The organism is Jatrophihabitans sp. sgz311053 (assembly GCF_056135305.1).
In genome coordinates, this window is record NZ_JBWAXP010000002.1 from 322,196 (window position 1) to 334,973 (window position 12,778).

Consider the following 12,778-nt stretch of genomic DNA (forward strand, 5'->3'; position numbering starts at 1 on the left):
ACGCCCTGACTCTGTCAAACACCGTGTCGTCCCGACAGAGGGACGTTGGTCGTGTCGTCGCCGTCGTCGTCGAGGCGGTGCAGCTCCATCGCCACGAAGACGGCGGCGCGACGGTCCGGATCGTCGACGAACGGCCCGAGCACCGTCTCCAGCCGCGCCACCCGGCTGCGCAGGGTGTTGCGGTGGACGAAGAGCAACCGGGCCGCCTCGGCGAGGTTGCCGTTGGTGGCGTGCAGCGTGCGCACGATCCGGCGCTGCTCGGCGGCCTCCGGGCCGGGTCCACCCACCGGGCCCAGCACCTCGCCGACGTACGCGCGACGCTCGTGCTCGGGCAGCTGGTAGAGCAGGCTCAGCAGGCCCAGCTCGTCGTAGCGGGTCACCTGGTTGGCCGCGCCGAGGCGGCGTCCGATGGTGGCGGCGCGGGCGGCCTCGCGATAGGCCCCCGGCAGGCTGCGGATCTCGGCGAGAGCGCGGCTGGCGCCGACCGAGAGCGGGAGGGCGGCGCTGCGGCGGAACGTGCGGATGAGGGCATCGACGTCGAGGTGCGCGCTCACCAGCAGGACCAGGCCGCCCTCGAAGGCGATGAGCGTCGCGGCGGGATCAGCGGCGTTGAGCGGTGTGCCGAGCTGCTCGCCGAGGCGGACCAGGCCGCGACGGCCGAGCGGCTGCGCGAAGGGCTCGACGACCAGCACGACCATCCGGCGGTTCGGGAAGAGCCGCAGTCGCCGGCTCCGGCGCAGCGCCGTCTCGCGCGCCTGCAGGTCGTCGCCCAGGATCATGGCGAGCTGCGCCTGCGCGGGCTCGGCCTGGGAGCGCTCGGCCGTCCGGACCCGGGCGGCGAGGACGAGGACGGGCAGCAGCAGCTCCAGCGCCGTGGCGGCGGCAGCGGGCAGCGGACCGGGGGCGCGCAGCTCGACCGTGCCGATGGTGGTGTCCCCGTGGCGCAGCGGTCGCTGCGCGGTCGCCGGCTCGTCCTCGGACGGGAGCGCGTCGGTCCCCGGCCGCAGCCCCACGGCCAGCACCTCACCGGCCATGCCGCGGACCGTGACGGCAGCGTCCAGGACCTCGGCCAGCCGGCGGGCCAGCGAATGCAGATCGTGGGTGTCGCGGGGCTCGTCGGTCTGCTCCCCGGCCTGCTCGTCGGGGACGGCGGTCCCGGCCGCGCTGCGCAGGACGGTGGCCACGAGGGCCGCGGGATCGTCCGAGGCGGCCGGCCGCGGCGGCGGCGTCTCGGCGACGACGGCCTGGACCGCGGTGACGATCTCGTCGGCCGTGCTCTGCGAGGTCCAGAGCAGGCCCACGCCGGAGTCGGCCACCGCGGCCAGCGTGGCCCGCGGTGGCAGCGCCCCGGACGGGGAGGCCGCCACCGCCACGGCGCTGGATCGGTGCAGGTGTCGCAGCCGCGCCAGCACGAGATCCAGCGGCTGCGAGACGTCCGCGCCGGGCCAGGTCAGCACCGGCAGCGCGCCGGTCCCGACCGGGCCGGTGGTCGACTGTCCGGTCGCGGCCACCAGGAAGGCGCCGGTGACCGTCAGCGGGGGAGGGGTCGTGAGCATCTGCAGCCCGACCCGTTCGGCGACCTCGGCGATGTCATGGTTCACGCCGCCACCGGCTGCCCGGGTCGTTGAGAATGGAGCGCGTGCCCCACCTCCCCGTCATCGATCTTGCCGGTGTCGCCGACGATGCCGACCGCGCGCAGGCCGAGGCCGCGCGCCTGGACTCGGCGTGCCGGCGGCACGGCGTCGTGGAGCTGACCGGCCACGGCGTCCCGGAGGCGCTGGTGAGCGAGCTCTTCGCCGCCACGCGAGAGTTCTTCGCCCTTCCCGACAGCGAGAAGGGGCTCGTGGCCCAACCCGCCCCCGATCAGGTGCGGGGCTGGTCGGCCTACGGCAGCGAGGGGCTCGCGTACTCCCTGGACGAGGAGTCGGCGGCCGACCTGAAGGAGAAGTTCGACATCGGGCCGGCAGCGGACGTCGGCGACGCGGACTACCGCGACCCCGCGCGCAGCGGACCCCATCTTGCCGCGAACCGCTGGCCGGCGGCCCCCGCAGGTTTCCGGGCGGTGTGGGAGGCCTACTACGACCACATGGACCGGCTGGGACAGCTGCTCGTCCGGCTCGCCGCGCAGGCGTGGGGCCTCGCTCCGGACGCCCCCGAGCTGAGTTTCGCACGGCCGATCAGCATGCTGCGGGCGCTCTACTACCCGCGGCAGTGGGAGGCGCCGCTGGGCGGGCAGCTGCGGGCCGGTGCGCACAGCGACTACGGCGCCTTCACCATCGCCACCGCCGAGGACGCGCCGGGCGGCCTGCAGATCCTGGACCGCAGCGGCGAGTGGACGCCGGTGGCCACCACACCGGGACGGCTGGTGGCGTGGTGCGGCGACCTCATCGCCGAGTGGACCGCCGATGAGTGGCCCGCGACGCTGCACCGCGTGATCAATCCGCAGCGCAGCGTCGCGGCCGACAGCACTCGCCTGGCCTTCGCCTTCTACCAGGAGCCCGATTACGACGTCCACGTCGACATTCTGCCGCCGTTCCGGGGCCGTGACTGGGTCGCGCAGGAACCCGTCCTCACCGCAGGGGATCACCTGCGGCAGAAGTACGTCCGGCAGACGACCTTCGGACGCTGGCGCGACGAACGGCTCCGGTGAGGCGGGCATGGTGGGATCAGGCCGCCGGGTGGAGCTCGGGCAGGTGGTTGATCCGGAAGGCGTTCTCCTCGGGGTCGAGGGCGACGGCCTGCCACGCCCCGTAGTAGGTGCGGTGTGGTGCCTGGACCACCGCCGCCCCCGCCTGCACGGCGCGCTCCAGATGCGTCGCCACCGCGGCCTCGTCGGCGACTTCGAAGGTGAGGAAGCCGTAGACGGGACGCCGGTCCCCGCTGCTGCGGGGGCGGGGGAGCTCGAGCAGATCGTAGGCGGTGCTCGCGGCGCTGAAGCCGAGCACCGTGTCACCCACCTGCAGCCCCCGGAAGTGCTCGGAGGTCAGCGACTCGACCTCCGGCAGCCCGAAGACATCCCGGTAGAAGCCCGACAGCGAGATCATGTCGGTCGCCAGCACGCTGGCGAAGGAGAGGGTCGGCGCGGTCATGATCAGAACTTCACCTTGCCGGCGTACTGCTTGTAGCGGTACGGGTCCTTGGCGATGACCGCGGCGGCGTTGGACTTGGTGATCATGGCCTGCGAGATGGGGTTGTCGAAGATCGGCTTGCCGCCCTCCAGCTTCGCGCGCACCGCCTGCGCCACGACCAGGCCGGTCTGCGCCGCGGAGTAGTAGCGGTCGGCGGCGAGGTACGGAGTCCCCAGCCAGGTGTTGATCAGCTCGTCGTCGGCGTCGCTGGAGACGTGGGTGAGGCTGCTGATCTTGCGCGATTTCAGGTACGAGGCGATGCCGTCGCTCATCGACGCGGAGTACGCGACGACCGCCGTGGTGTCCGGGTGCGCCTGCAGGCCGGTCTCGACGATGGTGGTCGCCTTGTTGCGGTCGAAGAAGCCCTGCTCGCGGACGACGACCTCGAAGCCGCTGGAGGCCAGCGCGGAATTCAGGCCCTCGTCGATCTTCTCGGAGAAGCCCTGACCGACGATGCCCTGGACGACGATCACCTTGCCGGGCTTGGCGTTCTTCTTGAGGAACTCGCCGATCAGCTTCCCGCCCTCGACCGAGTCCAGGTCGGCGACACCGGTGTAGTTGTCGTCCGCGCTGGACTTGCCCGGCCACAGCGCGTTGCCGACGGCGACGCCCTGCTGCTTGCAGAGCTTGGCCGCCTTGCCGATGGTGGTGGCGTCGGCGGGCAGGACGATCAAGCCCTCGATGCCCTGCGTCAGCAGGTTCTGGATGTTGGAGAGCTCGTTCTTGGTGTCGAAGTCGTTCTGGACACCGAGCACCTTGTAGCTGGTGCCGGCCAGCGCCTTCTGCACGCCCTCGGCCACGTAGCCGGAGTAGGCGTTGATGCCGTTGAGCGAGATGCCGATCGTCTTGCCGGCGCCGGGGCCGCCGGAGCCACCGCTGCTGCCGGCGCCGGAGCTGTCACTGCCACAGGCGGCCAGCAGCGAGCCGAGGCTGAGGAAGCCGGCGGTGGCGGCGGAGCCGCGCAGGAAGGCGCGGCGGTCGACGCCGCGGCGGGGATAGGGCAGCGGGCGGGATACAGGGGTCATGGACAGCTCCTCGGGTGGGTGCGGCGACAGGGCAGCGGGACGGACGGTGAACCGGGCGACGCTGCCACGGCGACGAGCGGGAACGGCTCAGCGGGCAGGCGGTGGGGCCGGGGTCCGGCGCGTGACGACCTGCGTCAACCGGGCGGCGAGGGCGGCGCCGTAGCCGGTGCGCACCCGCCCCGACCGCAGATCGGCCACCGAGGTGGCGACGACGGCGAAGATCAGGATCCCGCCGGAGACGAGGCTCTGGTAGGCGCCGGGTACCTGCAGGAAGGTCAGCGAGGCACTCACCGTGCCGTAGACCAGGGTCCCGAGGAAGGTGCCGATCATGGTGCCGCGACCGCCGATCAGCGCGGCACCGCCGAGGACGGTGACGGCGATGGTGTTGAGCTCGAGCCCGTCGCCGGAGTTCGGATCGCCGGAGGCGAGCCGGGCCATCATCACCAGTCCGGCCAGACCCGCCAGCAGGCCGTTGAGCATGAACACCTCGACGGTGATCCGCCGTGTCGGCAGGCCCGCCAGGTAGGAGGCCTGCGACGACGCGCCGAGGGCGAAGACATTGCGGCCGAAGCGGCTGAAGTGCAACAGCAGACCGGTGACGAGCAGGACGGCGAGCAGCGTGACGGCTGGTGCCCGCAGCCCGAGCCACTCGCCGAAACCCAGCGTCTCTAGCCCGCTCTCCACGCTCACCGGGCGGTTGTCGGCCAGGGCGAGCGCCAGCGAGGAGAAGACGCTCAGCCCGCCGAGGGTCAGGATGAAGGGCGGGACGCGCAGGAACGCCGTCACCAGTCCCCAGACCAGGCCGACGCCGGTCCCGATCGCCAGGCCGACGACGATGACGGCCGGCGTGCTCCATCCGGCGCCGAAGAGCTTGGCGGCGACGACGGCGACGAAGGACACCACGCTGCCGACGGAGAGATCCAGCTGCCCGCCGATGATGAGGAACGTCTGCCCCGCGGCGAGGATCCCCAGCACCGAGACCTGGGCCAGGATGTTGCCGAAGTTGTCGAAAGTGAGGAAGGCGTCGTTGCGCGAGTTGGAGTACAGGCTCAGCACGACGACCGCCAGGACGAGCGGCAGCGCCGTCCGGACGAAGGTCTGCGTCGGGGAGTGACGCCGGACGGTGGTGGCTGGCGGCGCCGGCCGGGTCGCGGTCGACGGCAACGGCTCCGCCGTCGGGGTGGACTTCGAGGTCAGGGCGTCGGTCATACCAGGGTTCCCGTCGGGTCGGCGGTGGTCTCGAGCGTCCAGAGCCGCTCGGGGCTCGCGTCGTCACCGGCCAGCTCGGCAACGATCCGGCCCTCCCGCATCACCAGGACGCGGTCGGCCAGGCAGGAGATCTCCTCGTAGTCGCTGGAGACGGCGACGACGGCGAGACCGTCGGCGGCCAGGGCGAGCAGCTGCCGGTAGATCTCGAACTTGGCGGCGACGTCCACGCCGGCGGTGGGCTGGTCGAGGACGAGGACGTGGCTGCCGGCGAGCAGCCAGCGCGACAGGATCACCCGCTGCTGGTTGCCGCCGCTGAGGGTGGTGACGGCGCGTCGCGGGTCCTCGGCCTTGACCGCGCCGGCGGCCAGCGCCTCGCGGCTGGTCCGCCGCGCCGTGCCGGGACGGTGCCACCAGGTGCGGGGACCGCGACGCGAGAGGAGCAGGTTCTCCGAGATGGGTCGTTCCAGCAGCAGGCCGTCGGCCTTGCGGTCGGCCGGGACGTACCCGATGCCGGCAGCCGCCGCGGGGGCTCGGTGGCGGACGCGCCGCTGCGCTCCCGCGGGGTCGGTGACGGTCACCGTCCCGCGGGCGGCCGGACTCGCCCCGGCGAGGGCCGCGGCGAGCTCGGGGGCACCCGAACCGGCCGCACCGCAGAGCATCAGCACTTCGCCGCGGCGGACGTCGAGGTCAGTCGGCCCGAGGACGGGCGGGCAGGTGACGCCGCGCGCGCTGAGCGCGACGGTGGTCGTGCCGGCCGCGGCGCGGGGCAGCCGGGCGTGCGCGACGTCCCGGTCGAACATGGCGGTGACCAGCTCCTCGGTGGTCGTCTCGGCCACGGTGAAGCGGCCGACCCGCTGGCCGTTGCGCAGGACCGTGGCCGAGTCGGCGATCTCGAAGACCTCCTGCAGGTGGTGGGAGATGTAGAGCAGCGACGTCCCGGCCGCGCGCAGGCCGGCGACGACGCGGAAGAGGGTCGCCACCTCCGCCGGACGCAGCGACGCCGTGGGCTCGTCCATGACGACGAGCTTGGAGCGGCGGTGGACGGCGCGGGCCAGCTCGACCAGCTGCTGTTCGGCAGGGCTGAGGTCCCCGGCGCGGCTGCGGGCGTCGATGGCGATGCCGAGGCGATCGAGCTCCTGCTGGGCACGGTCGCGGAGCTGTCGGGCGGTCACCAGGCCACCGCGGCCGGGGAGGTCGGCCAGCAGCACGTTCTGCGCCACGGAGAGATCCGCCGCGATCTGCCGCTCCTGGTGGACCACCCGCACCCCGAGCCGCTGGGCGGCCGCGGGGGTGAAGGTCTTGAGCTCCTGACCGGCGATGTGGACGGTGCCGGTGTGCGGCTTGAGGGCGCCGGTGACGATCTTGATGAGGGTGGACTTGCCGGCACCGTTCTCACCCAGCAGCGCGTGGACCTCACCGGGGGCGATCCGGAGGTCGACACCGGTGAGGGCCCGCACGCCGGGAAAGGCCATGCCGACTCCTGCCGCGTCCAGGGTCGGGGCCGTCTCACCGCTCACAGGTCCAGCTCCAGCACGGGTGTCCGCGAGCGGCTGACGCAGATGGCGATGCGCTTGCCGGCCCGCTTAGCCCGGTCGCTGAGCACGGTGTCGCGGTGGTCCGGCTCGCCGGCGACGACGTGCTGCACGCAGGTGCCGCAGTCGCCGCGCCGGCAGAAGAAGTCGACCGTCACGGTGCCGAGCTCCTCGATGGCCTCCAGGATCGTCTGGTCGGCGCCGACCCGGATCCGGCGGCGGCTCTGCACGAGGGTCACGTCGAAGGTGGCCGGGGGTGCCGGTGCGGGGTCAGGCACCCTGGACCGCCGCCGCCAGCCCGGTGGCGGGCGTGCCGCTGATCGTCTTCACGAACTTGCTGATCAGGTGCTCGCCGGAGGTCGTCGGCGCGTACTTCGGCTGCTCGCCCTCGGCCACGCAGCTGGGCAGGCACTCGATGACGGCGTCGTAGTTGGGCTGGTGGAAGAACACCAGCGACATGCGGCGGGTGTCGCCACTGCCGGCCGGCGGGTTCGCGACGCGGTGCCGGGTGGAGGTCCAGGCGTCGTTGGTCCACTGCGCCATGAGGTCGCCGAGGTTGACGACGAGCGCACCCGGCACGACGGGGACCGGCACCCAGTCGCCGTCCTTGGTGAAGACCTGCAGCCCGCCCGGCGCCGCCTCCTGCCGGACGATGGTGAGGCTGCCGTAGTCGGTGTGCGCGCCGGCCCGCATCTGGCCCGGCAGCGGGGCGATACCGGTGTGCGGGTAGTTGATGGCCCGCAGCATGCTGATGTCCTTGTCGATCTTGTCGGCGAAGAAGTCGGCCGGCAGGTCGAGGGCGGAGGCGAAGGCCGACATCAGCCGGCGGCAGAGATCGTTCAGGGCGCGGAAGTACTCGGTCCAGATCTGCTCCATCTCGGCCGGTGTCGCCGGCCACTGGTTGGGCAGGAAGTGCGCGCCGGCGTTCTCGGGGGCGTAGTACGGGTCGTCGGCGGGGAAGTCGACCGGGCCCACGTCGTACTTCTCGTGCAGGTCGGGCGGGGTCTCCACGTCCTCGGAGTAGGCGAAGGACTGCTCGCCCACCGCGCAGTAACCGCGGATCGTCTCGGGGTTGGGCTGCGCCACCGCGCGCTTGGCGCTCATCGGGCCGTCGAAGAAGGCACGCGAGACGCGGTACATGCGCTCGATGAGCTCGTCCGGGACGCCGTGGCCGGTGATCTGGAAGAACCCGATCTCGCGGCAGGCGTGATCGATCTCGGCGACGACGCGGGCGCGGTCGGCGTCGTCGCCGGCCAGCGCGCTGATGTCGATGACCGGAACGATGCTCGTCGAGCTCATGACGGACCTCCTCGTGACCCGCGCCGTGATCGGCGCCTGCAGGTCCCGAGCATCGGTCCGCCGGACGGGGGTTCACAACGCCGCGGGTGCACCGACCTGCCGGGCCCGACAGGGCACCCTGCACATCGGAAATGCGGCGGAAACGCGTCGACTCGCGGCTGTGACGACCCTCGGCGAGACGTCCGGAAGGTGCGGTGTCAGGTCGTCGTGAGGACCCTCGGCACGATCATGTTCGAGCGACAGAAATGCGTCGGGGCGGACGACCGTCTCCGGTCGTCCGCCCCGCTGCGGGTTGTTCCGAGGGGTAGTCAGCCGCCCTCGTAGTAGCCGTCGGCGACCTCGAGGGCCTCGTCGAGCAGCGAGAGGCCCTCACGGACCTCGGCCTCGGTGATGGTGCACGGCGGCACCACGTGGGTGCGGTTGAAGTGGACCATCGGCCAGAGTCCGAGCTTCTTGCAGGCGGCGGCGAAGTCGTTCATCGGCTTGGCAGCCGCACCGGAGGCGTTGTACGGCACCAGCGGCTCGTGCGTCGCGGCGTCCTTGACGAGCTCGACGGCCCAGAAGACGCCCAGCCCGCGCACCTCGCCGACGGACGGGTGCCGCTCGGCGATCTTGGCCAGCTCCGGCCCGATGACGTCGGCGCCGAGGGCGCGCGCGTGCTCGACGATGCCCTCGTCCTTAAAGATCTCGATGGAGGCCACCGCCGACGCGCAGGCCAGCGGGTGGCCGGAGTAGGTGAGGCCACCGGGGAACGGACGCTCGTCGAAGGTCTGCGCCACGCGCTCACTGATCACGACACCGCCGAGCGGCACGTAACCGGAGTTGACGCCCTTGGCGAAGGTGATGAGGTCAGGCGCGACGTCCCAGTGGTTGACGGCGAACCACTCGCCGCAGCGGCCGAAGCCGGCCATGACCTCGTCGGCGATGTAGAGGATGCCGAACTCGTCGCAGATGGCGCGGACGCCGGCGAGATACCCCTCCGGCGGCACCAGGATGCCGTTGGTCCCCACGACGGTCTCGAGGATGATCGCCGCGATGGTGTGGGCGCCCTCGACCATCAGCGTGTCGCGCAGGTGCTGCAGCGCGCGCTCGCACTCCTGCTCGGGCGTCTCGCTGTGGAACGCCGACCGGTACGGGTAGGGGCCCCAGAAGTGGACGACGCCCGGGAAGGCCGGCTCGGCACCCCAGCGGCGCGGGTCGCCGGTGGCGCTGATCGCGGCGGCGGTGGCGCCGTGATAGCTGCGGTAGGCGGCGAGCACCTTGCCGCGGCCGGTGTGCAGCTTGGCCATCCGGATCGCGTTCTCCACCGCTTCGGCACCGCCGTTGGTGAAGAAGACGCGGTTCAGGTCACCGGGGGCGATCTCGGCGATGAGCCGGGCCGCCTCGCTGCGTGCGTCGTTGGCGAACGTCGGCGCGATCGTGGTCAGCTTCCCGGCGTACTCGCGGATCGCCTCGACCAGGCGCGGGTGGTTGTAGCCGATGTTGGCGTTGATCAGCTGGCTGCTGAAGTCCAGGTAGCGCGTGCCGTCGTAATCGGTGAAGTACGACCCCTCCGCGCTCGCGATCGGCAGCGGATCGATGAGCTTCTGCGCCGACCAGGAATGGAAGACGTGCGCCTTGTCCAGCTCGCGGATGCGCGCGTCGGTGGTGGGAAGTCCGGCCAGGGGATTGCTCATGTCTCTCCTACCTCCGGTTTTGGCGGCAGACGCTCGCATACGAGCGTCTGCCGCCAAAACCGTGTGGGGGGTGGGGGGTTAGCGGGTGCGGGGGAAGCCGAGGTCGACGGTGGAGGTGGCCGGGTCCGGCCAGCGGGACGTGACGACCTTGCCACGGGTGTAGAAGTTGATGCCCTCGGGCCCGTACATGTGGGTGTCGCCGAAGAGCGAGCCCTTCCAGCCGCCGAAGCTGTAGTACGCCACCGGGACGGGGATCGGCACGTTGATGCCGACCATGCCGACCTCGACGTCGAACTGGAAGCGCCGGGCAGCGCCGCCGTCACGGGTGAAGATCGCGGTGCCGTTGGCGAACTGGTGCGAGTTGACCAGCGCCAGCGCCTCGTCGTAGGTCTCGGCGCGGACCACCGAGAGCACCGGGCCGAAGATCTCGTCGGTGTAGACGCTCATGTCGCGCGTGACGTGGTCGAGCAGGGTGGTGCCGAGGAAGAAGCCGTCGGATGGGACCTCGGCGCCCTGCTCGGGGCGGCCGTCGACGACCACCGTGGCGCCGGAGGACTCGCCGGCGGCGATGTAGCCGGCCACCTTGTCACGGTGCTCGGCGGTGATGAGCGGACCCATGTCGGTGTCGGCGTCGGCGCCGTCACCGATGCGCAGCTTCGGCAGCCGGGCGGCGATGGCGTCGACGAGCTTGTCGCCCGCCTCGCCGACGGCCACCGCGACCGAGATCGACATGCAGCGCTCACCGGCCGCGCCGTAGGCGGCGGAGACGGCGGCGTCGGCGGCGAGGTCGATGTCGGCGTCGGGCAGCACCACCATGTGGTTCTTCGCCCCGCCCAGGGCCTGCACCCGCTTGCCGTGCGCGGTGCCGGTCTCGTAGATGTAGCGCGCGATCGGAGTGGAGCCGACGAAGCTCACCGCGGCGACGTCCGGGTGGGCGAGCAGGCCGTCCACGGCCTCCTTGTCACCCTGCAGGACGGTGAAGACGCCGTCCGGCAGTCCCGCGCGCTTCCACGTCTCGGCCAGCCACAGCGAGGACGACGGGTCCTTCTCCGACGGCTTGAGGACGAAAGCGTTGCCGCAGGCGATGGCGTTGGCGGCCATCCAGAGCGGGACCATGGCGGGGAAGTTGAAGGGCGTGATGCCGGCGACCACGCCCAGCGGCTGGCGGATCGAGTAGACATCGACCCCGGAGGCCGCCTGCTCGCTGTAGCCACCCTTGAGCAGCTCGGGGACGCCGCAGGCGAACTCGACGTTCTCCAGCGCGCGGGCGATCTCGCCGTGGGCGTCGGAGAGCACCTTGCCGTGCTCGGCGGTGATGATCTTGGCCAGCTCGTCGGCCCGGTTGTGCAGCTGCTCGCGGAAGGCGAAGAGCACCGCTGCGCGGGTGGAGAGCGACGCCGAACGCCACTGCTGTGCGGCGGCCTTCGCGCTGGCGACGGCGCGATCCAGCTCGGCGACCGAGGCGAGGTCGACCTCGCCACTCTGCAGGCCGGTGGCCGGGTTGTAGACGGGGCCGGTACGGCCCGAGGTGCCGTCGACGAGACGGCCGTCGATCCAGTGCGAGATGCGGTCCATGGCGCCACGGTAGGCCGCGAGCACCGGAGGCGACACCTGCACTTCGTCGGATTCCTTGCCGAATTCTCGACACTTTGTAGCCTGTCCTGGTGCTCCCCACCCTCCGAGACGTCCTCGACCTGCCCGCGGTCCGTGCCGGCCGGCCCGTCGTGCGTGCCGGCGACGGCGGGCTGGAGGCCACGGTGCGCTGGGTGCACGTGGCGGAGATCAGCGACATCGCCGGCCTCCTAGAGGGCGGGGAGCTGATCCTCACGACGGGTATCGCCCTGCCGCGCTCGGCCGAGGCGCTCCGTCGCTACGTCGAGGAGCTCGCGTCGGTCTCTGTGTGCGGGCTGATCGTCGAGCTGGGCCGCCGGTACCGGAACGCGCTCCCCGACGCGCTCGTGGCGGCGGCGAGCGCCGTGGGCCTGCCGCTGGTCGAGCTGCACCGGGAGACGCCCTTCGTGGCGGTGACGCAGGCGGTCCACACGGCCATCCTGGATGCCCGGATGCGGGAGCTGGCTGCCTCCGACGACCGGGAACGGCACCGCACACTGCTCACCGCGCTCGCCCTCGCCGCCGAGGTACCGGCCGATCTCGTCGACCGCGCCGAGGCGCTCGGGGTCCCGCTGCGGGGGCGGACCGTCACCGGGGTGGCGATCCGCGCGACCGGCGCCCCCGCCCCGCCGTCGCTGCTGCGCGACCTCGCCACCCGCCTCAGCGAGACGCTGCGGTCGGTGCAGGTCCCGGCGCTGGTGGGCCTGCTCGACGACCGTCACGTCGCCGTGCTGCTCTCCCAGTCCGTGCCGGACCGGGTCGAGGCGATCCTGCAGCGACTCAGCGACGGGGTGCACGCCCTGGGTCGGCGCGACGGTGTCGCCTTCGTGGTCGGCGTCGGCGCGAGCGCGACGGGGGTCCCGACGGCCGCGGCGTCCATCCGGGAGGCGGTCCGGGTCAGTGCGACCGCCTCGAGCCTGGCCCCGCGGGGTGGCTGGTACCGCTCGGCCGACCTGCGCCTGCGCGGTCTGGTGTACGAGCTGCGCGACGATCCCCGGCTCCGCGAGTACGTCGACCGGGAGCTGGGCGTCCTGCTCGACCATCGCTCCGCCGACCGGCTGCTCGAGATCCTCGCTGTCTACTGCCGTGCCGGCGGCAACAAGTCGGCGGCTGCGGCGCAGCTGTTCGTCTCCCGGGCCTCGCTCTACGACCAGCTCGCCAAGCTGGAGCGCCTCCTCGGCGTGGATCTCGGCGACCCGGACGTCCTGCTCGGCCTGCACCTGGCGCTGCTGGCGCGGGAGGCCGTCGATCAGCCGGCCGCGCCGGTGCGCGCGCAGGGGAGCTGAGGCTGCCGCGCC

11 protein-coding genes are annotated in these 12,778 nt (G+C 72.2%); 2 read left to right on the forward strand and 9 right to left on the reverse strand.

The window, feature by feature from the left end; translation table 11 throughout:
• Nucleotides 1-14: 14 nt before the first annotated feature.
• Nucleotides 15-1,601, reverse strand: coding sequence for a PucR family transcriptional regulator (locus AC0NZQ_RS10515; RefSeq protein ID WP_474529765.1), 1,587 nt, complete (start codon nucleotides 1,599-1,601; stop codon nucleotides 15-17).
• A 38-nt stretch (nucleotides 1,602-1,639) separates the two neighbouring features.
• Here AC0NZQ_RS10515 and AC0NZQ_RS10520 point away from each other — a divergent pair, with 38 nt between their 5' ends.
• On the forward strand, nucleotides 1,640-2,650 hold the full coding sequence (locus tag AC0NZQ_RS10520) for an isopenicillin N synthase family dioxygenase (protein ID WP_474529766.1): 1,011 nt from the start codon (nucleotides 1,640-1,642) through the stop codon (nucleotides 2,648-2,650).
• A gap of 16 nt (nucleotides 2,651-2,666) precedes the next feature.
• Here AC0NZQ_RS10520 and AC0NZQ_RS10525 read toward each other — a convergent pair whose 3' ends face one another.
• From AC0NZQ_RS10525 to AC0NZQ_RS10560, 8 genes are all read right to left on the reverse strand, one after another.
• Nucleotides 2,667-3,089 (reverse strand): VOC family protein, encoded by a 423-nt coding sequence (locus AC0NZQ_RS10525; RefSeq protein WP_474529767.1) that lies wholly within the window; start codon nucleotides 3,087-3,089, stop codon nucleotides 2,667-2,669.
• 2 nt (nucleotides 3,090-3,091) lie between these two features.
• Nucleotides 3,092-4,153, reverse strand: a complete 1,062-nt coding sequence (locus AC0NZQ_RS10530) for a sugar ABC transporter substrate-binding protein (RefSeq protein ID WP_474529769.1) — start codon at nucleotides 4,151-4,153, stop codon at nucleotides 3,092-3,094.
• Between the two features lie 87 nt (nucleotides 4,154-4,240).
• Complete coding sequence (locus AC0NZQ_RS10535) at nucleotides 4,241-5,362, reverse strand: ABC transporter permease (protein ID WP_474529770.1); 1,122 nt, start codon at nucleotides 5,360-5,362, stop codon at nucleotides 4,241-4,243.
• Nucleotides 5,359-6,879, reverse strand: coding sequence for a sugar ABC transporter ATP-binding protein (locus tag AC0NZQ_RS10540; RefSeq protein ID WP_474529772.1), 1,521 nt, complete (start codon nucleotides 6,877-6,879; stop codon nucleotides 5,359-5,361). The genes AC0NZQ_RS10535 and AC0NZQ_RS10540 overlap by 4 nt, the downstream gene beginning before the upstream one ends.
• Nucleotides 6,876-7,172 carry a 2Fe-2S iron-sulfur cluster-binding protein gene (locus AC0NZQ_RS10545; RefSeq protein ID WP_474529773.1) on the reverse strand — a complete coding sequence of 99 codons (297 nt, stop codon included), beginning with the start codon at nucleotides 7,170-7,172 and terminating at the stop codon, nucleotides 6,876-6,878. Before AC0NZQ_RS10545 ends, AC0NZQ_RS10540 begins: the two co-directional genes overlap by 4 nt.
• Complete coding sequence (locus tag AC0NZQ_RS10550; protein ID WP_474529774.1) at nucleotides 7,165-8,193, reverse strand: isopenicillin N synthase family dioxygenase; 1,029 nt, start codon at nucleotides 8,191-8,193, stop codon at nucleotides 7,165-7,167. Before AC0NZQ_RS10550 ends, AC0NZQ_RS10545 begins: the two co-directional genes overlap by 8 nt.
• Before the next feature lie 308 nt (nucleotides 8,194-8,501).
• On the reverse strand, nucleotides 8,502-9,869 hold the full coding sequence (locus tag AC0NZQ_RS10555) for an aminotransferase class III-fold pyridoxal phosphate-dependent enzyme (protein WP_474529775.1): 1,368 nt from the start codon (nucleotides 9,867-9,869) through the stop codon (nucleotides 8,502-8,504).
• A gap of 78 nt (nucleotides 9,870-9,947) precedes the next feature.
• Nucleotides 9,948-11,444, reverse strand: coding sequence for a CoA-acylating methylmalonate-semialdehyde dehydrogenase (locus AC0NZQ_RS10560; protein WP_474529776.1), 1,497 nt, complete (start codon nucleotides 11,442-11,444; stop codon nucleotides 9,948-9,950).
• 89 nt (nucleotides 11,445-11,533) lie between these two features.
• On the opposite strand from AC0NZQ_RS10560, the gene AC0NZQ_RS10565 reads away from it, so the two are divergent.
• Complete coding sequence (locus AC0NZQ_RS10565) at nucleotides 11,534-12,766, forward strand: PucR family transcriptional regulator (protein ID WP_474529777.1); 1,233 nt, start codon at nucleotides 11,534-11,536, stop codon at nucleotides 12,764-12,766.
• The last annotated feature ends 12 nt before the right edge of the window (nucleotides 12,767-12,778 follow it).